This is a genomic window from Psychromonas aquimarina ATCC BAA-1526, from assembly GCF_000428725.1.
Classification (GTDB): domain Bacteria; phylum Pseudomonadota; class Gammaproteobacteria; order Enterobacterales; family Psychromonadaceae; genus Psychromonas; species Psychromonas aquimarina.
Map to the genome: position 1 here is coordinate 39,760 of NZ_AUAM01000016.1, position 23,781 is coordinate 63,540.

Here is a 23,781-nt window from a genome sequence, read left to right on the forward strand (position 1 = left end):
GGGAATTCGTTAACCGGTTTCTGGTTAGTTAATAACTGCGGTATTCGGTGGGGGTTTTGCCGGTTTTGCGTTTAAATACGCGGCAGAAATAATTTGAGTCCTGATAACCGCAGCGCTGTGCGACCTCTTCAAGACGGAAGTTATAGCGCTTGAGCATAAATTTTGCCCGTTCCAGACGCACCCAGGAGATATAATCGGCAAAGCGCATATGACCTTCCTGGCGGAACAGACGTGATAAATGATTTGGTGAAATGTTAAAACGCATAGCAACCGTATTACGGTTAATATTACGGTGGAAATTTTCCTGCACATATATGCAGATCCCTTTAAAGATATCTTCACTGCGCCGGCTGCTTTCATCACTGGGGTTTTCAATCATCTCTTTGCAGTAGCTGAGCAGTGCCTGCAGCAGGTAGCGGTCTACCGGCTGTTTCTGCTTTTCATGAGCAAGGGTGGTTAATGCAGAAAGGATATGCTCAATAGCATGCCCGGTACGCTGTGATACGCTGTATTTGATCACATCGTAAAATCCCTCTTCATTTTCATGTTTGCTGACCAGGCTCAGACCAAGCTGATTTTTACCAAACAGCAGGCTGAGTACCGAGCATTCATGATTCCAGCTGGGTTTATTCCAGGCGTTGGCGGGAATAAACAGCGCATTGCCGCTGTGCAGAAAAATATTATCGATATTCTGCTGATGGGTTTCCAGAAGATTTTCGTAGCGTCCTTTAAAGACCAGTTCTAAGCGGGGGAAGTTAACCTGATAACTGGACTCCGGCGGTGGCGTGCTGTCACCGGCAAACCAGATTTTGTTAAAGGCGTCACTATCTGTGATAGCGTTGTCCAGTAGATCAGCAAACGTATTCTTCATAATGGTTTTTCTGCATTGTTGGGAAATTTCTCTCCTGAATCAGGTTCAAGAGCTGCTGGATGCTAATATCCCTTTAGCAAAATACGCTGCGTTTTATTTTAAAATTCTAACGCGGGTCCTTGTTTATATTTAGATTGTATAAAATGGAGCAGATGAAGAAGATTTATAACCTTCATTTATTGTAGAGAGGGGGTAAACGGGATCCGTTTGAATTCTAAAATACATTCTGTAATGTATCTCTGCAGCCTGTTTCCCTCAATATCACTCTATTTTATCCTTCTATTATCGCTGCTTAGCGATTTTTTTCGACATAATTTGTTCAGTAAAGTGATCCGGGTGTAACAGTTTTTAGTCGTGAATGGTAAAACGGGACTGAGAGATTCAGTCCCGCAAGGTTTCGTATTACTGCCGCGCTGATTTAGGCTGAAGCAAGGTGCGCTGCAATTTTATCCATAATCTGCGGTGCTTTTTTCACTGCATCTGAGACACCGATACGTACGATTTTTTTGTCTTTAAAACGATCTTCTTTTTTAATGGCGATATCTTTAGTAAGAATAATGATATCGGCATCCTGCACTTCACCGATACTGATTTCATTCTCAATGCCGATAGCTCCCTGAGTTTCGATTTTTACTGTCCAGCCTTTGTTTTTAGCTGCAGTTTCTAATGCTTCAGCCGCCATGTAAGTATGTGCAACGCCTGACGGGCAAGATGTAACGCCTAATATTTTCATATTTTATAACCTTATGTTTGGATTAATTAAAGTCTAACTCAAGAGAGTCTTGTTTTTCTTCTGTCTCAGTTTCATCGCGCTGGGCAATGGGCTTTTTCAGTATGTTAACGATGATCGCAGTGGTAAGCGCACCGGCTACCGTTGCTATCAGATAATAAATCCGCCCGTCAACTACCGGCAGTACAATCAGTCCGCCCCATGGAGCATGGTTAGCAACATTAAACATAAAGGCGGTAACATTACCGACAATCGCACCGGCGACAATGGATGGAATTACACGCAGCGGATCTTGAGCCGCAAATGGAATCGCGCCTTCAGTAATACCGATACAACCCATGATGCCGGCCGCTTTACCTGCTTCACGCTCTTCAGCGCTGTAACGTTTAGGTGACATTAATGTCGCCAGGAACATACCTAGAGGTGGAACACAGATTGCAACACCTACACCGCCCATCAGCTGCGGGTTTTCAAATACTTGAGTCTGGGCAAACAGTGTTGCAACTTTGTTGATCGGGCCGCCCATATCGAAGGCTGTCATACCGCCTAAAATCACACCTAATACCGCTTTAGAAGCACCGGCCATACCCTGCAGCCATTCGTTCATATTGGCCATGGCATAAGCAATCGGACCGCCGATTACCCAGATAACTAATCCGGATACAATAAAAGTGCCGCCGATAGGCAGGATAAAGTAGGTTGACAGTGCGCGCAGTCTGGTTGACAGTGGAATCTTTTTCAGTGTCAGTACCACGTAACCGGCAATAAAACCGACAATGATTGCACCAAGGAAACCGGCGTTAACCTGGTTAGCTAAATAGGCGCCGATCATGCCCGGTGCTAAAGCTGGACGGTCAGCAATTGAATAGGCAATGTAGCCGCCTAATACAGGAATAAACAGGGTGAAACCGGCGATTCCCATATCCCAGATTCCGGTTAAAAATGCACCTTCAGGCTGGGCGCCTTTACCGTTAAGCATCACAGATAAAGCAAGCAGTACACCACCTGCTACGATAAACGGCAGCATATGGCTGGTACCAGTCAACAGATGTCGTTTTAATTCCGAAATATTATTTTTCATCACAATCACTCCATTTTTACGTTTAATTTAAATATTGCTGTTTTGTTGGGAGGATTATGGAACTGAAGCAGATAGAAATATATTGGACAAATAGGGTATTAACTGGACAAATGTATCAACCGGAATTGACTGTGATATAGATCTCGCATCAACTTTGACAGGGATCACAGAGAAAATCGATTATGACTTTTCTCTGCGGTTTAAAAAGACAAAAGTGCTTTATTCAGCAATAACCGGCATTTCGGAACGTAGGGATTTTTCCTGCACAGTCGGAGACTGTGCCTTTAAGAACGGCAGCAGCAGTAAACCTACTACCGCGGCCGCACAGGAAATAACCGTGAAAAAACCGTTCCAGTGATACTGCTCCATCACCAGCGCCAAGGGGTAACCCGCCAGCGCCGCGCCCATATAGGCAAATAATCCGACAAAACCTGTGGCGGCTCCGACGGAGTCTTTATGGGAGCATTCGGCGGCCGCCATGCCGATTAACATCTGCGGTCCGAAGACAAAGAAACCAATAGCAAAGAAACAGGCGGCCTGCAGCACAAAACCTGTCATCGGCATTAACCACAGGGCGGCAACTGCTAAAAATATGCCGATGGAAAAGATCAGATTCATCGGTCCGCGGTTACCGCCGAAGACCTTATCTGAGCCCCAGCCGGCGACCAGAGAGCCGATAAAACCGCCTGCTTCAAACAGTGATAATGCGCCGTTAGCAGTAATTAAGCTGTAATTATGCTGCTCGGTCAGATATAAATTTCCCCAGTCATTAACCGCAGTACGGACGATATAAACTAATACATAGCTGCATGCCAGCAGCCAGATATATTTATTATTTAATACATATTTTTTCAGTATCTGACTGCTGCTGAGACCCAGTCCTTCGTTTTCCTGGGTAAGTTCAAGGCTGTCTTTACGCCAGTGACCAACGGTCGGCAGCCCTAAAGTTACCGGTTTATCGCGCAGCCGCCAGCACAGAAACAGTCCGACGCTTACCGCCAGAATGCCGGGAATAATAAAACCGTAACGCCAGCTGTAATGCAGGGTCACAAAACCGACCAGTAGAGGAATCAATGCACCGCCGATATTGTGTGCGGTATTCCACAGTGCCCACCAGAAGCCGCGTTCCGAACGGGAATACCAGGTGGTCAGCAGTTTAGAGCAGGAGGGCCAGCCCCAGCCCTGAAACAGAGCATTAAGCACCCATAAGCTGGTGAGCATCAGTACACTGCTGGAAAAGCCGAACAGAATATTAATAATACCGGTCATTATCAGGCCTAAGCCCATAAAATACCTCGGGTTGGAGCGGTCTGAAATAATCCCGGATAAAAACTTCGATAAGCCGTAAGTAAGATAAAACAGCGTGCCCATCATACCGATATCTGCTTTATCTAAGCCCAGATCAGCGATCATTGCCGGCATCGCATAGTTAAAGCTTTTACGGGTAAAGTAAAACATAGCGTAACCGATATACATGGTAAACATGATATGAAAACGCCAGTATTTATACAGCGCATCTACCTGCCCGGGGTCATCCAGTATTGGACTGTTTTGTTCTGACTTTAAAAAATTGATCATCACTTAGTGTCTTAAAATATTGATAAATAGGCAGCGGCTGTTTTTACAGCCTAGGTAAAACGACCTGTAATTCTGTACCCGGTGATTTACTCTCAGACTGAGTGGTGAGTATGAATTTTCCGCCCAGAACCTGCACCCGTTCGCGCATGCCGCGTAAACCAAATCCGCCTAAGGTATCTTCCTGCTTAAATCCTATGCCGTTATCTTTAACCGACAGATAGGCCTGCTGCTGAAAAGTAAGGGTAATTGTTGCTTCTGTAGCCTGCGCGTATTTGACCATATTATTTAAAGCTTCCTGACAGATACGGTACAGGGTGACATTTGTGGCATCGCTTAGTTCTGCATCCATATTTTCAGGCTCATTCCAGATAACGGTGGTTTTTATACCGTGTGCTTCACACTCTAACTCGCGCACTAACTGCTGCACGGCTTCTTTAAGGCCCAGATCATCTAAGGTTTTCGGACGCAGACGGGTAAGCAGTCCTTTGGTGGTGTCGTAAATATTAAGTGATAGATTTTCAATGGTTGACGCGCAGCGCTCACCCACCTGAGTATTTTCAATACGCTTGAGAATACTCGCCTGAGTGCGGATAGCGGTAATATTCTGGCCTATCTCATCGTGCAGTTCGCGTGCAATATCACGGCGCACAGATTCTTCTGCTTTAATAAGCTCTCGGGATAAGTTGTGATTTCTAGCTAATTCGTGACGCAGTTTCTGATTCAGCTCCCGCTGGCGCTGAATGCCCATGCCTAATAATATACCGGTCAGGCTTTGCGCCGAAAGAGACAGCAGCAGATCGGTAATTTCCATATGGCTGACACCGTTACGCGCCACAATTAACGCGATGCTGTTAAGCAGGGTACCGAGCAGAGCGCCTTTCCAGCCGTAGCGGAAAGCCAGCAGTATAATAGGTATGGCTAAACAAAAGGGTGCAAAGCGCCGCAGTTCATCGGGCAGGCCGAGCTGCACAATAATATTCAGGGCAAATAACAGCACATAAAAGATAATATGGCGGCTGCGCATTTCAACGGGTTTGGCGACCAGATTAACGGTTAACGGCATCCAGACATTCTGAAACAGATAACTCCATATTAAATAGCAGCTGGGCACCAGCATTAATCCGCCGGTTACGCTGACTAAAAATACCATGCCGGCAGAATCTAACCAGAACTCCAGTATAAATGTATTAACCAGGGCGGCGGTTAATATCACTACACCCATTACGCACAGTCTGCGCAGCTGCGAACCGTAATAATATTTCTGCGCATACCATACAAGCGGGATACTGCTGAGGCTGGCAATAATAACGGCTATCCACTGCGGCTGCTCAAGTAAAATCGCTAATGATACCATCAGCCATAATTCTGCGCCGTATACAGCGGGCCAGTAACGTTTTTCGCTATGCAGGGTAATACCAAGACGAAGCGCAAAGGGAAACAGCAGGATCGCCAGTTCCGGCTCGACAATAAAGGAGTAGGACAGCATCCATAGACAGAACCAGCTGCACGATACCAGCAGCCAGCTGCATAATGATGTTATCCAGATATTAGGCACTATAGCGCTTCACCGGCAAAGTGTTTTGCCAGTTCGACATTATTCTGCACGTTAAGTTTATCCATCGCATTAGCACGATGTACATGTACGGTTTTATGGCTTAATCCGAGGCGTACCGCAACGGTTTTTACATTTAAACCGAGGGCTAGCATGGAGCCTACCTGATGTTCGCGTTTAGTCAGCTGAGTAATCGGTTTACGGCCGCTGTCCGGTGTGACTAACTGCATGGTGATATCCGGTGTTAAATAACAGCCGCCGCCGGCAACTGTGCGTACTGCCTGGACCAGTTCATCGGGGCTGCAGCGTTTGGTTAAATAACCGCGCGCGCCTGATTCCAGGGCTTTTTCTACAATAGCAACGGAATCATGCACACTAAGCATAATGCAGGAGATACCTTTGGGCAGATCGCCTAATAAAGACAGACCGCTCTCATCGGGCATGGAGATATCGATAATGCATACGTCGCTGTTCAGGCCGGGCAGACCGTTACGCGCTTCTGCTGCTGAGCTGAATTCTCCGGCAACCTCTATATCGGTTTCCAGTGACAGCAGTTGTGCGAATCCAGAGCGCACAATGATGTGATCATCAACGAGGGCAACTTTGATCATGTTAATATATCCAGAGAGAGGGAAAATGCGTAAATTACTATTATCCCGGAACGTAAGCAATAGCGTTGCGCTAAACAAGACTGGGCAAACTGTTCTTAATATCTTTATTATCCACATAAGACTGCAGAGATACTCTGTCCTGCCATGTAAGTGAATGAATTCATTATTCAAATCAAGACCTGTTTGCAGGCAGGAAAAAGTGCACTTTAATCAGATAATAAACTCAATTATTAACTAAAAATTTGTAAATCAGCATCTTTTAGGCTGCAGTAAATAAAAAATCCCCGCCCTTAGAATAAGAGTGAGGATTTTGTTTTATCTGCACAGTTTGTCAGCTTGTATTAAGCAGATTGTGCTGCCAGCATCTCGCGGTGAATACGTTTTTCACGGCGGATTTTCTTCTCTTCTGCAATAGCAACAAACAGCAGCAGAGCAATACAAACAGCTGCCGAAGCATCTAAGGCGGCAAACGTACCTGCCCAGCCGGTCAGGCCGAAGATAGGGGTGCCGTCGGCAATCATACCTAAACCTAGTTTGGCAAAACTGTCACCGATAAGGTAGGCAAATGTACCTTTAACACCATCGGCTACACTGATTGCTTTTTTCGGTACGAAACCAACAGCGGCAACACCAATCAGCAGCTGCGGACCGAATACCAGAAAGCCAAGTACAAACAGTGAACCAAGGTACATATATTCATTGCTTGCGGTGCGGTAAAACTCTAGAGCAAAAATGATTAATACTAGTGAAACACAGGCAACAATCGCACGTCGGCCGTTAGCCAGATCCGAAAGGTAACCCCACATCAGTGTACCGACCAGAGCGCCGACTTCAAACAGGGTAAAACCTGTGATTGCTGTTTCTTTTGAAAGACCAAGTTCCTGGAAAGCATAAACCGTAGACCACTGATCGATACCGATACGTACGATATACAGGAAGATATTAGCAAAACATAATAACCAGATAACTTTGTTTTTCAGAATGTACTTAACGAAGATTTCACGTTTAGTCATTTTGTTTTCTTCAGCTTCAATATCTTCAGTGCTGACTTCTTCATCAAAAAGCTCTTCTACTTTACCTAAACCGTAAGCTTCCGGTGAATCGCTGCCGAATCGCAGACCGATAAAACCAACCACAATGGCAATCATAGACGGGAAAATAAACATACCGATAACGTGACCGCCGAACAGGTAGTTCGAGCCGAATAGAGCAACACCGGCAGCGGCTGCACCGCCTACGTTATGCGACATATTCCATAAACCCAGGTAGGAACCGCGTTTATTACGAGGGGTCCATTTGGTAATGGTTGAATAACTTGAAGGGCCGCCGGTACTCTGGAAGAAACCGCTCAGAGCATAGAAAGCCATCATCAGAAATAAACTGATGCTTGAACCGCCCATACTCATACTGAAACCTATCATGGCGATACCGGACAGAATCAGCATAAACGGCAGGAACTGTTTGGTATTTTTCCCATCGGCGTAATAGGAAACAACGGTTTTACCAATACCATAGGTGATCGAGAATCCCAGACCGATCAGACCCAGATCAGTCATCGACAGGCCGTAGGTAGTGATCATGTCATTCTGTGCAATGTTAAAGTTCTTACGCACTAAATACATTGCCATATAACCGATAAATACAACCAGGTATGACTGCATAAATGGTTTGAACCACATTTTACGTCGTTCTTCGACGGACAGGTTGAGGGTCGGTTTTCTGACCTGATCCAACAGCTTAAACATATGAAATCCTCAATAGATTTATTCAAAAATAGGTATATGTTTACAGAATGCTGCTAATGTCAGTACCCGGTAAACAGGGACTGGTTATGATCAAAGTACTTTGTTCAGGCTCTTGAATAGAAATGCTGTTTTCTACTCGCCTGACACCGCTACTGATCAACCAGATATGAGACCGAGTTTAAAGGGTTAATATTGCCGGGGCTTGAGAAGGCGGCTTACAGTGGTTAGGAAAAATTCCTAGTTTTAGTTTTTTGTCTTAAAAAGCGTGAGCAGAGTCATGTTTTGGGATCTAGGGAAATGGGACTAATTTGCAGGTAAAAAGCAGGTCCAAGAAAGAGATAATATACTTGAACCCGCGCACTAGCTAACAGTAAGCTCTTGCCAGTGTGCCCTTAGTGCTGATGCTGTATTCCTGTGCATAGGCGGGAATAAAAACTGCCTGGCCTTTATTAAAGATAATCTCTTCACCAGAACTGTGCACCAGTGAGGCCTCGGCATCAACTGCAAACAGTATTTCAGCAGTATCAACCTGCAGCTGCTGTTTCTGCGGCTGTTTATAAACAGAGAAGCGGAAGTCATCAACCGGCACCAGGTAATGTTCACTGTTCTGTTCACGGACAGGCTCTAGACAAAGCTGCTCATACTTAAGCGCATTAAAACGGGTTTTATCGATAAGTTCAGCGACATCAATATACTTCGGGGTTAATCCTGCGCGCAGCACGTTATCTGAGTTGGCCATAATCTCTAACGCCGTACCGTGGATATAAGCGTGGGGGGTGCCTGCATCTAAAAACATCGCCTGACCAGGCTGCAGGGTCACAGTGTGTAAAAACAGCGGCGAAAACAGGCCGATATCACCCGGGTATTGTTCTTTCAGCTGCATAATAAGCTCAAAGCGCGTGGCACTCTGCTGTGCCGCATAGTGTAGAAGATGTTCGATGGCCTGATCTTTCTGTTCACTGTGCAGGCTCAGTACCGCTGAAAAAAATCGCGCCAGTCCCTGCTCACAGAAGTCTGCTTTAAAATGGTTAAGCGCTTCGTTCAGACTGCTGATATCTAGACGGTCAAAATCATCGGCAATCGTCTGCAAGTCTCTAAAACCATTCATTGCCTGATACTTTGTTAACGCAAAAACCAGTTCCGGTTTATGGTTGGCATCGCGATAATTACGGTTCGAAGCATCCTGAGCAATACCGGACTTTTCTTCTAAAGCAAAACCTGTTTCAGCCTGCTGTTTATTTGGATGAACCTGTACGGACAGGGCTTTTTCTGCCGCTAGGACTTTAAACAGAAAAGGCATTGCTTTAAAAGCCGCGCTGCGCCCGAGAACGGCATCAATATCTGAAGCGATAAAATCGGAAAGCAGAATTTCATGCTCTCCGCTGCAGATTTTAGAACAGCCGTTAGGGTGATCACCCATCCACATTTCCGCCTGAGGCTCCTGCTGAGGATTAGCCGTATCAAAAAGTGCTGTCATTGAGTCAGTACTTCCCCAGGCATAGTTTTGAATTGTATTATTCATTAGAAAGAAATTAGATTGCAGGTTTTTCATGATGTTCACGGCCTTAACTGTGGTGATTCAGATTGTCGTTCAGGGAGCTTTTAACTTTTAAAAGCAGGCTGCTGTTTAAATGTAATTTGTCGAATATGGTAAAATTTTAAATCTTATATTACAACTAAGCTTGAGACAGGGACCTAAACTCTTTAGGAAAAATGCTTAGTTTTTGATGGTTTATGTATAAAAGACGCTAAAGGCTAAAACCGAGAACTGAAGTAATGAAACTGGAGAGTCGTATTTCATAAACTCCAGTCTCGATTTTATAACAAGCTTAACTGTCTTTTTTCTGTTTAAACCATCGAGGCTGTTAATTTAAGACCATTTCTGGTGTTGTTTTAGCCTGACGATACTTCTTTAAGGTGATCACGATAACCGCTGTTGCCAATGCGCCGGCCGCCATACAAAGCAGTGCTAACACTGGTTTGTTCATTACGCCCAGCAGCGCAACAATCGGACCGCCGTGAGCAACACTGTTAGTGATGCCGAATGAGAAAGCCATTACCGCCGCCAGCATACTGCCGAGGATATTAGCCGGGATAACCGATAGCGGATCTTGAGCTGCAAATGGAATTGCACCTTCAGAAATTCCCACTAAACCCATTGCACCTGATGCTTTACCTGTTTCCAGTTCTGAGTCAGTGAATACACCGATTTTACGTCCGATCAGCGTTGCTAATCCCATGCCTAGCGGTGCCACGGGAATTGCACAGGCCATTGCGCCCATAAACTGGGTCTGACCGTTGGCAATCATGCCCACCGAGAAAAGGAAAGCCACTTTGTTAAACGGACCGCCCATATCAAAACCAGCCATGCCGCCGAGAACGATACCCAGCAGAATAACATTACCTGTGCTGAGGTTGATCAGTACCTGGTTTAACCATTCCATTAAATCAGCAATCGGTGCGCCGATCACAAAAATAAACAGTGACGATATAAACAGGGTCCCCAGGATCGGTGCAATCATAATCGGTACTAAAGGCAGTACCATTTTGTGATAGCGTCGAGTGGCAATCCAGCGCACAAAGTAACCGACTAATAAACCCGCAAGGATAGCGCCGAGAAAACCTGTTGAACCTGGTGCATCATAGAAAGAGCCGTTATTAGCAATCCAGCCGCCGATAAAACCGGGAACCAGGGCAGGGCGGTCGCCAATTGCAAAAGCAATATAACCGGCCAGAACAGGAATCATCAGAGTAAATGCAATAACACCTACATCTAAGACCGACTGCCATAAGCTGCCTTCAGGAATCGCCATGCCGGCATCAGTTGGTTCGCCGCCGAGGGCCAGAGAAATGGCGATTAAAATACCGCCGGTTACCACAAACGGAATCATATGCGAGACGCCGTTCATCAGATAGGTATAAAGCTCCGAGCGGCTGCTGGATACAGGACTGCTTTCTGCGCTTTTATCTGCCGCTGAACCTGCCTGATAGGGCGGTGCATCGAGTACCTGAGTGATTAATTTCTGCGCATTTTTAATGGGCTCTTTAACACTGGTTTTAATCAGCTTTTTACCTGCAAAGCGGGTCATATCAACCTGTTTATCACAGCTGACGATAACTGCATCTGCTCGTCTTATCTCTTCATCGCTCGGGCTGTTTTTTACCCCGATTGAGCCGTTGGTCTCCACTTTCATCTCATAACCCATGGCCGCGCCTGCATTTTCCAGCGCTTCCGCGGCTAGATAGGTATGAGCAATGCCGGCGGGACAGCCGGTAACACCAATAATGAAACCTTTACTTTGTCCTTCGGCGGCTGCCACCGTTTCTTTTTTAGCAAGCAGCAGAGAAAGTGCCTCCTGGGAGCTTTCTGCCTGCATTATTTTATCAATAAAACCATCTTCAATTAGTTTTGATGATAACGAAGCCAGTACATCAATATGATGGTCACCGCCGTTAAGCGGTGAAGCGATCATAAAAAACAGTTTCGACAGTTCGCCGTCTTCTGCACCGTAGTCAATACCTGCGCGACTGACTCCGATTGCAACCGCCGGGCTACTGACGGCCGCACTTTTTGCATGAGGCAGTGCAACACCTTCATCGAACCCGGTGTTACCGAGCTCCTCGCGTGCTTTAACATCAGCGATGAACTGTTCTCGCTGATCCACTTTGCCGTTTTTGACCAGCAGATCGGCCAGTTCTTCGAACACCTGCTCCTTGCTGGATGCTTTTAAGTTTAAGCAGATAAGGCTTTCATTAATGAGTGTATTAATCATAGCGGTTCCTTGGGTTGTGCCTGTTGAAGAAATATATATTTATAGTATCGGAGAACAGGAACATTTTTAGTAGTGGAGCCAGTAAGCATTTACTGGATTATTGTAACGCCAATAAAATAGTGTGATCTTCGTTATGTTTTCATTAAAGCATTGATTTTGCTTACCGCTGGTTTTTAACGTGTTGATTTTATAGGTGTTATTTTTAATGGTTATGATAATTAGTGGAATTTTTAATAAATATTTGTAGTCTACTAAGACTATTTAGTTGGACTCATGTTGTCTTTGAAGTGCAATAAATATGCATGTTGAATAATTAATGTGAACTAGGTCACAGTGGCTCCCCGGCGCCTTAGGCTAAGATGCAGTGAAATTTATTCAACAGGTAAAAGTTGTGAATGCCGACTCCATTATTTTTACGGATCTGTTAGAAAGTGTAATCAGCGAAAAAGAAAGTATCCAGAATATCTGGTTTGCAACGGATAAACATGATCCGCCGCCGTTCAGTTATCAGGTGAATTTCCCCCGCCTGGAGATAGTCATTTCCGGTATGTACCGTAATCAGTTAGATGATCCGGAAACCGGCATTACTGAAGTCGATTTATGTGTGGGAGATGCGCTTTTTATTCCTCCTAACAGCTGGAATAAACCGGACTGGGATACGACCTGCTCGGTGTTAAGTCTGCTTTTCGGCAAACGTCAGCTGGGTTTTAGTTTAGTCAGTAAAAACAAGGGCGAAACGCAGTTTTATGATGTGCAGAAATTCAGTATCGCCGCCCGGACCGGGCATGCTGTAGACGGGATTTTATCCGCTTTGAACAGTCTGGCTGGTGAACCGGTTAAACATCCCATGGACAACCATCTGTTGCTGGCACTGCTGACCTACAGCAGGAGCATGGCTTTTGCATCTGAGGCGAATATCAAAAGCAGAAGTGAGGATACTTACCAGAGCATCTGTATCTATATTCAGGAAAATTTTCACCGTGCGATTACCCGCGACAGTATAGCTGCACGTTTTAATGTGTCTGCTAATCATCTTTCCCGTCTGTTTCGTAAACAGGGGCATATGCGTTTAAGTGATTATATTATATGGGTACGTCTGGAGCGTGCAAAATTTATGCTTAGTAAATATCCTTTTCGTTTACATGAAGTAGCGGTCCGCTGCGGCTTTCAGGATGTGAACTATTTCTGCCGGGTATTTAAGATACGCACCGGGAAAACGCCGAGTGAATACCGGTTAAGTCTGAAATAGGTTTTCGGCTGCAATCCCTGGCATTTGTTGTTTTAAAAAAACTTTAGGAAAATAAAATGAAAAATATAGTGGCGGTAACTGCTTGTCCTACGGGCATTGCACATACTTATATGGCTGCCGACCTGCTTAGAAAAGGCGCACAGAAACTCGGCATTCATATTCGTGTGGAAACGCAGGGAGCGATGGGGATAGAGAATCAGTTAACCCCGCAGGATATTGCTCAGGCGGATCTGGTATTGATTGTTTCTGATATAGAAATTGAACAGACGGCGCGTTTTCACGGAAAAACTATCAGCACAGCCAGTATTGAGTCTGCGCTTACCGATGCTGATCAAGTGTTACAGGACTGCCTGCCGTTATGCTGATCCGGCAGGCCGCTTTTTATCTCGGCCGCAGTGGACTGGAGACCTGGCAGGCGGAAAAACTGCGCAAGCTGTGCACCTATTTTCATGCGTCGGTATCCCTGTTTAATGTGTCGCAATGCTGTCGGGTGCCGCTTGAAAACAGTCTCAAAGTGATGGCCGCCGGTAATAAACCGGGTGATTTCTGCTTGTTATTTATCGAAGGAATGGATGCTGAATTAGCGCACTTAGTACTGCTGGACTATATCAGTGAACATTTTAAAATATTTCAGCCCGAGCAGGATTTTAATTTTGTGCAGCACGCTGGAGTTGAATGTTTTTTTCACCTTTTAACTGCAGCTGATTTTACCCGGCAGGCAGTTATAGATAAAAATACTCTGCTGAGAGAGATTGGCGGATATATTAAAATGTCTGCGGACAGCTGTCCTGCAGGTGAACTTTTTCTGCTGCGGGAGAAGCATGCCGCTACCGTGATGGGTCCGCAGGTTGCACTGCCGCACATTATGACGGAGCTGATCACAGTCCCTTCTATTATATTAGCCTCTCTGCCTGAGCCGCTTGACTGGCATTCGCCGAGGGGGCCGGTACGCTGCATTATTGCGGCTGCGCTGCCTAAGCCTGCTTCTGTCAAGATGATCCGGGCTTTTACTAACCTGTCTAAAAAACTGGTGGATGAGAATATCTGCCGCCTGTTTGTCGATGCGCCTGCTCCGCTGCAGAGTGCTATGCTGGCGGCTATGTTATCGGGACAAGGAAAAAACCAATAAGTAATCATTCTTGAGTAACGGGATTATAAAGCGCCAAATAATTATTGTTTATCGATAATTTTTGGTTGTTTGTCGAAGGTTTTTGTCATATTCTCTTGTTATCTAAACAATGAGGTAATAAAACTATGTCTAATATCCAGAAAAACAGCCGCAGAGTACGCATCTTTCTGCAGTTTCTATTTGTAATTATTCCCGTCAGTGTGATTTATTACTGGTTTACAGTGGACACTGCCTATGACTTTATAAGCAGTTCTGGCATATTTGAATTAAGTCTTGATATGAACAATTTAACCCAGCAGCCGTTATCAACTTCTACGCGTCTGTTTGCAGGCGCCGCCAGCCTGCTGGTCTCTGCTATTACACTGTATGGGTTAACTGTTCTGATTCATCTGTTTCGTAACTATGAGAAAAGTGAAATATTTTCCCAGGATAATGCCCGTTGTTATCAGAAGCTTGGTTATTGTCTGTTTTACTGGGTATTCGGCAGTATGATTTACGGCGGCCTGCTTTCGGTTATTCTATCCTTCAACAACCCGCCGGGTGAAAGAATTTTTATGCTTGGTTTTGCCGGCATGGACTTATTAACCATCATACTTGGATTTATCGTGGTAATTATTTCCTGGGTGATGAAAGAGGGACATAAAATTGCTGATGAAAACAGCCGCACAATTTAGGAAGCAGATATGACTATCCGAATTAACTTAGATGTAATGATGGCAAAACGTAAAATGCGCCTGAAAAGCTTAGCGCAGCTGGTGGGCATCAGCGAACCTAACTTGTCTATTTTGAAAAACGGTAAAGCCAGAGCGGTACGTTTTTCTACATTAAATAAAATTTGTGAAGTACTGGAATGCCAGCCCGGCGATATTCTGGTTTATGAAGATGATCAGCAGAGCAGTTAAGCCGTTAAAAGAGTGCTGTGACAGCGCAGTTTAGATCAAACTGCGTTTAATCATTTTAAGAAGGGGATCCGTTGTTATGGAAGGTAAACTAATAAAGTGTTCTGTTATTCTGTTGTTAACGACTCTGCTTACAGCCTGTTCAAGCATGTCGCCGCAGGAGTGTAAGACAGCGAACTGGCAGAGTATCGGTTACAGCGACGGTCAAAGTGGTGTTTCATCTAACAGGGTGAATGATTACATTAAAGACTGTGCGGAAGCCGGTGTTTCTGTGGACACTGCGCAATGGCAGAAGGCCTATGAAAAAGGTTTGAATTTATATTGTATACCGGAAAACGGTTACCGCGTCGGCCGGGCCGGAGAAGAGTATTACGGCGTGTGCGCCAGTGAACAGTTTGTGAAACGTTATAACCAGGGACATAAAGAGTATCTGTTGGAAACTCGCTTAGAGGAGATTGATACAGAGCTGCAGAGTATTCGCACACAGATTGAAAACAGCTCTGATAATGAGCAGAAAAAACGTCTGCGGGAGCAGGAAAAGTCTTTATTAAATGAACGCAGTTCACTGCTGCAGCCGAGTTATAGTTTCTCGATTATTTTTTGATTTTAAATCCGGCGTTATTTTAAAGCGGTTTTTATTGTAGAGCTGCAGGTATACATTCCCATACAGTATTAAATTTTTACCGGTGTAATCTAACAGGAATAAATCAGAGTAAACTTAAGGGATTAACATGATAAAAAATAAACCATCCTGGATGCTGACCGCCGCTTTATCCGCCCTGTGTTTATCGGCACCTGCGGTTACTGCGGTTCCGGTGGCCTGGGATCAGCAGGAACAAGTCTGGCTTAGCCAGCAGTCAGCGCATTTTACCATCAGTTTCTTAGACGGCTATCAGAACAATGCTGCTCGAGCATTGGATATTGCTGAACGTGTACACAGTGAACTGCTGCCGTTTTTCGAAAAGGCGCCGCAGGAGCGTACTGAAATAGTACTGGTTGATGATTATGACTTTTCCAACGGCTGGGCTACACCGATGCCCTTTGCGCAGATCCGCCTGATTATGAGTCCGCCTGAAGATGTTAACGATCTGGAAGCCAATGATGAGTGGATGCATATGCTGATCCGTCATGAGTATGCCCATATTATGCATATGGAACTGTCGGGCGGAGCGGTCAGTGCGCTGCGCAATGTATTCGGACGAAATATGTTTCTGTTTCCGCATGCACTGACACCATCCATGCTGCTCGAAGGACTGGCAGTTTATCTGGAAACCAATAAAGAGTTAGGTTACGGCCGCCTGCAGGGATCTAACTATGCGATGCAGATGCGTATGCAGGTTTCCGGTAAAAAGCTGAAAGATCTGCAGCAGGTGGCTGTAGCATCTCGTGAATGGCCGCTCGGCTCTCCTTATCTTTATGGTGCGTATTTTATTGAATATCTTGCCGATACCTACGGCGAAGATAAATTACAGCTGTTTTTACAAAATTACAGCCGTAAACTATTACCCTATTTCCTGCTTAACAGATCCGCTAACCAAGTTTTCGGTAAAGACTTTTTAGTCTTATGGTCCGATTATCAGAGTTATTTAAATACCCGTTTTGCTGCGCAGATAAGTGCGCTTGAAAAGCAGTCTGTAGCGGGTAACGATTTACAGAAAAACTTGTTTCTACAGGTAACGGCTGCCGGCAAAAACGGCCTGCTGGTTAACCGTAACAATGGTGAAGACAGGGCTGATATTGCTTTGCTTAGTCTTGATAAGGATAAAAAAACTGACTGGCAGCCGCTTGTAAACAGCAAAGGAGTTAGTTCTATTGCCCATCACCCGGATGCTGGTCTAGCTGTTTCCAGACAGATAAGCTATGCCGACGGGCGTGTATTAAACGATCTGTTCCTGTACCAGAATGAAAAATGGCGCCGTTTAACTGAGCGTCAGCGTTTTCGCAAGGTCTCCTGGATGCCGAACGGCCGACAGTTAGTTGCCAGTCGTAAAGTTGACGGCTTAAGCGAGCTGTGGCTTATCGACGCGCAGTCCGGAGAAAAACAAACACAACTGTGGCGGGGCGAAGAGGGTCTGGTACTTGGCGCATTTGCTGTTTCTCCGGACGGGAGTTATCTGGCTGCGGCGGTTAAACGCCCGCATCAGGGCTGGAATCTGGAACGTTTGACACTTAACAGCTCTGCTGAAAATCAGATGCACTGGCTGGCGCTTACCGACAGTAAAGCTGTGGAAAACAGTCCGGTCTTTTTACCCGACGGACGGATTGTTTTCAGTGCCGATTATGACGGCGTTTTTAATATTTATCTGCTGGATCCGCAGAGCCGCGAAGTAACACAGTGGACGCGTGAAACAGGCGGTGCATTTGCGCCTCAGTGGCAGCCCGGTTTAGGCCTGGTTTATCAGGCATACAGCACAGACGGTTATATTTTGCGTAATATTAAACAGCCCGAAGCATTATCTGTTTCTGCTGTGGACAGTTATCAGGGGCGTTACGATTATCCCGATGCAGTTATTGAAACTGCCGTTAAATCAGAACCTCAAACCTATAGCCCCTGGTCAACATTACGTCCGCGAACCTGGCTGCCTATTCTGTCAGTTGATGATGCAAGCAGTAGAGCCGGAGTAATATTTGACGGTGCAGATGCGCTGGGACGGCATAATTACCAGATTGCGGCAGACTGGGATTTTAAAAACGCTCTTGCCGGTTATAACCTTAACTATCAGTATGATAACCGCTGGTTAGTGAGCGCGCAACGCTCCCATAGTTTTGCAAGCTTCTCGGAAAACGGCCGGAAAGAGTATCGTATAACCCGTGACGATATAGTAACCGTGCAGCGCCGTAATATTTTTACTGCCTGGGAAGATAATCTTAGGCTGCACGCTGGTATGGTCTTGGATAAAGAGAGCTTGGTAGAGGAGCCTGACTTCAGCGGTATTGGTCAATATCGTGCCGCTGATGAGACCTTAGCCGGTCTGGCTGTGACCTTTGATAATCGTGAAGCCTATTTAAATGTACCCGGAACAGGCTGGGGAAATTATGCGGATCTGGTCGTTGAAAGTAATGAGCTGTTCAGCGCTGATTACAGCGGTCAGAAATATCAGGCTCAATGGTTAGGAACCTTAGACCTGCCCGGCAGAACAACTTTAACGGCGCGTTTAGGGTTTGGTTATGCCGACAGCGGCGCTAAAGCATTTAAACTGGGCGGTTATAAAACAGCTGAAGAAGCCGTTTTGTTTGGTCGTGATACCCAGGCATTAAGAGGTTATGACGAGTCAGTGCAGCGGGGGCATCGTTATGCAGTGCAGCGTCTGGAAGTGAACACCTGGCTGGGACGTGTCGAGCGCAACTGGTCGTTGTTTCCGGCTGGTTTAGGTGATATTTCCGGTAAACTTTTTGTTGATTCAGGTGCCGCTTGGTATGGCGGGCAGGATGCCGAGCTGCTCACCGGTATCGGCGGCGAGTTAACCGCTGAACTGAAGCTGGGTTATAACATGACGCTGCCTGTTACCGTCGGTCTTGCTAAAGGACTTGATGATAAATACGGAAAAACCCAGGGTTATATGCAGGTGCAGATGGGCTTTTAATGATCCTGTTATAGCGTTCAGCCGGGCTGCCGGCTGAACATTACAAAATAGATAAGGAAATATTTGTGTTTAAATTTATTGCCGTTGTAATTTTAATTTTTTCATCTGCTGTTCAAACTGCTGAGATGGACGTTTTATCCGTTGATCGTGCGGCTGCTGCTGACAATATCCATTTATCTTTTGCAAATGAGCAGAAGATCTATCCTAAGCAGGGGGATTTTGCAGTAAACAATTATGTTCTTATGAGTAATGAAAAGGGAGAACGCTGGGCTGTTATCACGGTAACTAATTTATCGTCGGGCAGCCGCACCCTGGAGCATAATCACTTGATGGCTCTGTTTGCCAATGGTGATCGCGGCACCCCTGTAGCTTACCAGGAGCACTTTGCAGGAAATGAAACACAGTCAATTACGGTTTCCTTCGGTGTGAGTAAATTTCCAATTTTATCAGTTTATTCCAGCCAGAATGAATAAAGGCGCTGCTGAATTTTATTGTGCTCATAAATTGTAAATAGGGCGGTAGACTTCCTGCCGCGGTTAAAATACATGCAGAGCAGTCATAGGACTGCTTTGATTACTGCTGAATAGACAGCATGTAAGCGTAAGGCGTGCTTGTGGTCAGGCCGGCATTCGCAGTTAATTTCAGCAATTACTGTAAGTAACAGAAGTTTCTAATAGTGGATTTTTGTTCAAATAACACTCGCAGGGAAACTTCTGCTGTGATTCAGTTCGCAGAACTCGCAATTCAAATATTAAGCCCTTTTTGTGTTTTTCCGCATACATTCAGCTCTTCATACTGCTTATAAGTTACCGTTTTATATATCATTTAGTTTTTATACTATGATTTGTCAGATCTATTAACACGCTGTTTTGTTTCAGTTTGGTTTCTTGTTTGTTATCACTTTGTGAAATGTTTTCTTTTATCCGTTGTTCATCTATGTAAAATGTCGCCCAACCCGCGAGGAACGCCGGGAATTTAAATTTAACATTAGTAAGCACAACCAACTGGAGGTGGACGATGAATAAATCGTTATCAGGAAAGATATTTGCGGGCCTGTTTACAGGTCTGATTATAGGCACAGCAATTCAGTATCTGTTTAATGGTGTAACCTTGATGGATACCTATCTGCTCGGCTTAGCAGAAGGCGCCGGCGGTATGTTCGTCTCACTGATTAAATTACTTGTAGTACCTCTTGTTTATGTATCGATTGTCTGCGGTATCGTTGAATTGAAAGATATTACTGCATTCGGGCGCTTAGGCGGTAAAACCTTTGCGCTGTACATTATTAATACCATTATTGCGATTACAGCCGCATTAACTGTCGGCATGATTTTCCAGCCTGGTGCAGGTGCTAATTTAGCAGGTACTGTGGAAAAAACGGTTGAACTAACAACAACAGAAACCCCTGATATTTTCTCTCTAATTGTAAATATTGTACCAAGCAACCCGGTACAGGCTTTTGCTAACGGCGATATGCTGCAGATTATCTTTATGGCTATTTTGACCGGTCTTGCAATTCAAGCGCTTGATACGCGCGGCGGCCCTGCAGTCAAAACGTTCAAGATGGTAAACGAAATCATGATGAAGCTGGTGGGGCTGGTTATGAGCCTGGCGCCGTTTGGTGTGTTTGCATTAATGATCCAGTTAGGTGCAACATTAGATGCTGATACTTTAATATCTGTGGCAGGTTATGTTGGTCTCGTTGTTGCTATGCTGGTTTTTTGGATTTTCTTCTTTTATCCAATGATGGTCGGCATTGCAACCGGTATTAAACCGGCGGCTTTCCTTCGTCATACCCGTGAACAGATTTTATTCTCACTATCAACCGCAAGCTCAAATGCAACCATTCCAGTCACCATGCGTACGCTGACAGATAAAATTGGTGTCTCGAAGTCAGTTGCCGGTTTTGGTGTGCCGCTGGGGGCAACAATGAACATGTCTGGTGTTTCTATTTATATCGCACTGGCCACCATTTTTGTCGCTAACGCATTTGGCCAGCCGGTCAATACAGCCGACCTGTTTACTCTGGGGTTAACTATTCTGCTGCTGTCAATTGGTGCAGGCGGGGTGCCAGGCGGCGGTATTGTGATGGTAGGTGTATTACTTCACCAGCTGGGTTTACCGCCGGAAGGTCTAGCAATTGTTGCCGCAGTCGACCGTATCAACGATATGTTCTGTACCAGCTCAAACGTTGTTGGTGATACCGCGGTAAATACGATTGTTGCAAAGAGTGAAAACGGCATCGGCGTGCCTGCCGCTGATGACGCTGAAGCAGCACCTGTAACCGTTAGCTGAAGTTATTAAGCAGCATGATTAATAAGAAGCGCCGCAAGGCGCTTTTTTAGTTTTATGACTTTTTACCTGCTGCCGGCTGCGAATATCAAAAACCGTGCTGACCAACCATAGGGCTGATCTGGTTACTGCTGAATAAACGGGCATGTAAGCGCAGAGCGTGATTGTCGGTCAGGCTGGATATATAATCTGCAATCACCCGCTTTTCACGGGAGACATCCCCGTTTTGTGCCAGCCACAGCCGCTTGGCATGTTCGGGTAGAAAACGCTGCGGGCCGGCATTAAAGGCTTCAAACAATTCCATTACAATTAACTGACCGCGATATTCAAGTACTTGTAAATCGGGGCTTTTAATTACGTAATTGAGAACAAAACCCTTAAGAATTTCTAATACTTTAAACATTGCCGGTGCCAGATAAGCGTTATAGGCGAGAAGCGGATCGCTGAAATCTTCATTCACTTTTTTAATTTCAATGGAGGTAATTAAAGTGTTAACTAAGGCGCCGATGGCATCTTTGCGCTTAAAGTGCTGCAGTGAAAAGAGGTTATTAGTAAGTTCGGTTAACTGATCTGCCAGGCAGAAACTGTTTATTTCAGCAAGCTGTGTGGCGACTTTTTCCTGCCACAGGGTTTTGCTGACAATGCCCATGGCAATAGCGTCTTCTAAGTCGTGCACACCATAGGCGATATCATCGGCGATCTCCATAATTGAACAATCGATAGATTTATAACGTGATTTTTTATGTAATTTCAGGTTGTTATCCTGCGGACGCTGTTTACCGAATAATTTTCTGTCACTGCTCGACAGCGGGCTGAGCACGTTTTCTAACAACTCTTTATCATGATCATAAATCCCTTTTCCCGGCATCCACTCTTCTGTTTTCAGTTCACGAAAATTGCGGCTGGTATCCTGCGGATAGGGGGCGCTGATTTCGCTTAAGTAAACCGGATACTTTACTATGCCCAGCAGGCTGCGCCGGGTCAGGTTCATACCGTTAAATTCAGTGTAGGGTTCAAGCTGGGTTAATATGCGGAATGTCTGTCCGTTACCCTCAAAACCGCCGTGATTTATCATCATATAATTAAGCGCAGTTTCACCGCCGTGTCCGAAGGGCGGATGGCCGATATCATGGCTTAAGCAGATAGTTTCAATAAGATCATTACCGGGCAGCAGGGATGCAAATTCAGGCTGCACCAGCTGCAGATGGGCAATGATCCCGGCACCAATCTGCGCCACTTCTAAAGAGTGTGTAAGCCGGGTGCGGTAGAAATCACTTAAGCCGTTATTGTGAATCTGTGTTTTTGACTGTAAACGACGAAAGGCGGCTGAATGTAATACCCGGGCTTTATCGCGCTGAAAAGGAGAACGCTGATCCAGGCGGCGTCTTTTTCCCGGCTCTTCAGCTAAACGCTGCAGCCATTGTGGAGAAATTGTCAGTGTTTTTTCTGAATTCATCGTTACGCCTTTGATCATCTGCTGTAAAAAAAGTGTAGCGTGTTTATCGGACAATAAGTAGTTCAAATAAGGGGGGATATTCTCATTTTTGAGTTATTTAGAAAGCTCAGCAGGGGAGTTGCCGTCCGGGAACCTGAGCTTCATGTTTTAGCTATGTTTTACCATGCTGTCAAAATTAGTTAAGTAATCCTAAATTAGAGTAATAAATATGGCTCTAATTCGTTTAAAGTCTGCAGGTAAGTCTATTGCTGCTATGTGCCGTTAACTTTCATTATTTTCTATGATGACTTTCTTTATAGCGTGTTCTAACCATTTCGTGAGCGGGTCACTACAATAGCGGTTAGCGTAAAATAGACCGATATCTCCTTTGGGCTGAATAACCTCTTCTGCAAAAGGAATCACCGCGTAGCGGCTGTCAAGCTGCTCAGCAGCGCGCCTGGCACTAAACAGAATCAAGTCAGACTCAAGTAAAATACGTAAGATAATACTTAGGTGACGGCTGCGAATTTGAACATTTAAATCTACCCCGTGTTTTTGCAGTTCGGCTTCGGCTTTCGGGGCTTCGTCATTCCAGTCTTTCATAATATGGACAGCGCTTGAATACTGCCTTATATGCTCTAGAGTAATGAACTTTTCTTGACTTAGCGGGTGCGTTTTGCTGCAGACTAGTACAAAACTATCTTCTCCAATTCGCCGTTGGATGAAACTTTTAGGTAATTCCAGCGGGAAGTAATTTAGCCCAAGTCTCACATCTCCTTTTAATAGCTGCTCTGGTGTCGAGTTGCCCCAGTCATCAATGGTTAACATAATTGACGGTGCTGTGGTTGATAAATAGTGTAGAAAAGGGGGGACAACCCATTCTGCGATGGAGGCATTCATGGCAATGGTGATTTTTTCTCTGCACAGCAGAGGGTCGAATGTTTCGCGATTAAACAAACCAGATAACTGCTCCATCATTGCAGGAAGCTCTGCTGCCAGCTCTTCTCCTCTCACAGTAAGTTCGAGCTGCTGCCCTTTTCTTACCAGCAGTTCATCACTCATTAACTCTCTTAGTTTAATTAACGAACGACTGACGGCGGATTGACTTGTATTTAGTTTATCTGCTGCAATCGTTGTACTTTTTTCCTTAAGTAAAACCCTTAAAGTAAACAGTAAGTTTAAATCGACTTTATTCATATCATCGCCATTGTTTAAATCATAGTGCAAGTTAGGGGGAGTATATCTCAGTTGC

At 45.2% G+C, this 23,781-nt stretch carries 20 protein-coding genes; 9 read left to right on the plus strand and 11 right to left on the minus strand.

Annotated elements, in window-relative coordinates:
• Positions 1-28: 28 nt before the first annotated feature.
• The 9 genes from G337_RS0107025 to G337_RS0107065 all read right to left on the minus strand — a co-directional run bounded on the left by G337_RS0107025 (position 29) and on the right by G337_RS0107065 (position 11,941).
• Positions 29-871 carry a helix-turn-helix transcriptional regulator gene (locus G337_RS0107025; protein WP_028863263.1) on the minus strand — a complete coding sequence of 281 codons (843 nt, stop codon included), beginning with the start codon at positions 869-871 and terminating at the stop codon, positions 29-31.
• Between the two features lie 418 nt (positions 872-1,289).
• The gene (locus G337_RS0107030; RefSeq protein ID WP_028863264.1) at positions 1,290-1,604 is read right to left on the minus strand and encodes a PTS fructose-like transporter subunit IIB; all 315 of its coding nucleotides are present in this window, start codon (positions 1,602-1,604) and stop codon (positions 1,290-1,292) included.
• A gap of 22 nt (positions 1,605-1,626) precedes the next feature.
• Positions 1,627-2,682 (minus strand): PTS fructose transporter subunit EIIC, encoded by a 1,056-nt coding sequence (locus tag G337_RS0107035; protein WP_028863265.1) that lies wholly within the window; start codon positions 2,680-2,682, stop codon positions 1,627-1,629.
• A 219-nt stretch (positions 2,683-2,901) separates the two neighbouring features.
• Complete coding sequence (gene uhpC, locus G337_RS0107040; protein WP_028863266.1) at positions 2,902-4,260, minus strand: MFS transporter; 1,359 nt, start codon at positions 4,258-4,260, stop codon at positions 2,902-2,904.
• A gap of 43 nt (positions 4,261-4,303) precedes the next feature.
• Positions 4,304-5,815 carry a signal transduction histidine-protein kinase/phosphatase UhpB gene (gene uhpB / locus G337_RS0107045; protein WP_028863267.1) on the minus strand — a complete coding sequence of 504 codons (1,512 nt, stop codon included), beginning with the start codon at positions 5,813-5,815 and terminating at the stop codon, positions 4,304-4,306.
• Positions 5,815-6,423, minus strand: coding sequence for a response regulator transcription factor UhpA (uhpA, locus tag G337_RS0107050; protein WP_028863268.1), 609 nt, complete (start codon positions 6,421-6,423; stop codon positions 5,815-5,817). Before uhpA ends, uhpB begins: the two co-directional genes overlap by 1 nt.
• Before the next feature lie 341 nt (positions 6,424-6,764).
• The gene (gene uhpT / locus G337_RS0107055) at positions 6,765-8,168 is read right to left on the minus strand and encodes a hexose-6-phosphate:phosphate antiporter (protein WP_028863269.1); all 1,404 of its coding nucleotides are present in this window, start codon (positions 8,166-8,168) and stop codon (positions 6,765-6,767) included.
• A gap of 364 nt (positions 8,169-8,532) precedes the next feature.
• Positions 8,533-9,720, minus strand: a complete 1,188-nt coding sequence (gene manA / locus G337_RS0107060; RefSeq protein ID WP_037027182.1) for a mannose-6-phosphate isomerase, class I — start codon at positions 9,718-9,720, stop codon at positions 8,533-8,535.
• A gap of 313 nt (positions 9,721-10,033) precedes the next feature.
• A complete protein-coding gene (locus G337_RS0107065; protein WP_028863271.1) occupies positions 10,034-11,941 on the minus strand; it encodes a PTS fructose transporter subunit IIABC in 1,908 nt (635 codons plus the stop codon).
• Between the two features lie 364 nt (positions 11,942-12,305).
• Between G337_RS0107065 and G337_RS0107070 the strand changes: the two genes are divergently transcribed.
• The 9 genes from G337_RS0107070 (at position 12,306) to G337_RS0107110 (ending at position 21,097) form a co-directional block, all read left to right on the plus strand.
• A complete protein-coding gene (locus tag G337_RS0107070; RefSeq protein WP_084605305.1) occupies positions 12,306-13,190 on the plus strand; it encodes a helix-turn-helix transcriptional regulator in 885 nt (294 codons plus the stop codon).
• Between the two features lie 56 nt (positions 13,191-13,246).
• On the plus strand, positions 13,247-13,555 hold the full coding sequence (locus G337_RS0107075) for a PTS fructose transporter subunit IIB (protein ID WP_028863273.1): 309 nt from the start codon (positions 13,247-13,249) through the stop codon (positions 13,553-13,555).
• Complete coding sequence (locus G337_RS0107080; protein ID WP_028863274.1) at positions 13,549-14,319, plus strand: PTS sugar transporter subunit IIA; 771 nt, start codon at positions 13,549-13,551, stop codon at positions 14,317-14,319. The genes G337_RS0107075 and G337_RS0107080 overlap by 7 nt, the downstream gene beginning before the upstream one ends.
• Before the next feature lie 125 nt (positions 14,320-14,444).
• Positions 14,445-14,993 carry a DUF2975 domain-containing protein gene (locus tag G337_RS0107085; RefSeq protein WP_028863275.1) on the plus strand — a complete coding sequence of 183 codons (549 nt, stop codon included), beginning with the start codon at positions 14,445-14,447 and terminating at the stop codon, positions 14,991-14,993.
• A gap of 9 nt (positions 14,994-15,002) precedes the next feature.
• Positions 15,003-15,221: a helix-turn-helix domain-containing protein gene (locus G337_RS0107090; protein WP_028863276.1), complete on the plus strand. Its 219-nt coding sequence runs from the start codon at positions 15,003-15,005 to the stop codon at positions 15,219-15,221.
• Between the two features lie 76 nt (positions 15,222-15,297).
• Positions 15,298-15,822, plus strand: coding sequence for a DUF2799 domain-containing protein (locus G337_RS0107095; RefSeq protein WP_037027183.1), 525 nt, complete (start codon positions 15,298-15,300; stop codon positions 15,820-15,822).
• 127 nt (positions 15,823-15,949) lie between these two features.
• Positions 15,950-18,802, plus strand: coding sequence for a TolB-like translocation protein (locus G337_RS0107100; protein ID WP_028863278.1), 2,853 nt, complete (start codon positions 15,950-15,952; stop codon positions 18,800-18,802).
• A gap of 65 nt (positions 18,803-18,867) precedes the next feature.
• Positions 18,868-19,275, plus strand: a complete 408-nt coding sequence (locus tag G337_RS0107105) for a hypothetical protein (RefSeq protein ID WP_028863279.1) — start codon at positions 18,868-18,870, stop codon at positions 19,273-19,275.
• Between the two features lie 544 nt (positions 19,276-19,819).
• Positions 19,820-21,097, plus strand: a complete 1,278-nt coding sequence (locus G337_RS0107110; protein WP_028863280.1) for a dicarboxylate/amino acid:cation symporter — start codon at positions 19,820-19,822, stop codon at positions 21,095-21,097.
• A gap of 85 nt (positions 21,098-21,182) precedes the next feature.
• Here G337_RS0107110 and G337_RS25755 read toward each other — a convergent pair whose 3' ends face one another.
• Both G337_RS25755 and G337_RS0107120 read right to left on the minus strand, forming a co-directional pair.
• Positions 21,183-22,550 carry an anti-phage deoxyguanosine triphosphatase gene (locus G337_RS25755; RefSeq protein WP_037027184.1) on the minus strand — a complete coding sequence of 456 codons (1,368 nt, stop codon included), beginning with the start codon at positions 22,548-22,550 and terminating at the stop codon, positions 21,183-21,185.
• 261 nt (positions 22,551-22,811) lie between these two features.
• Complete coding sequence (locus G337_RS0107120) at positions 22,812-23,726, minus strand: LysR family transcriptional regulator (RefSeq protein WP_028863281.1); 915 nt, start codon at positions 23,724-23,726, stop codon at positions 22,812-22,814.
• Between the last annotated feature and the right edge of the window lie 55 nt (positions 23,727-23,781).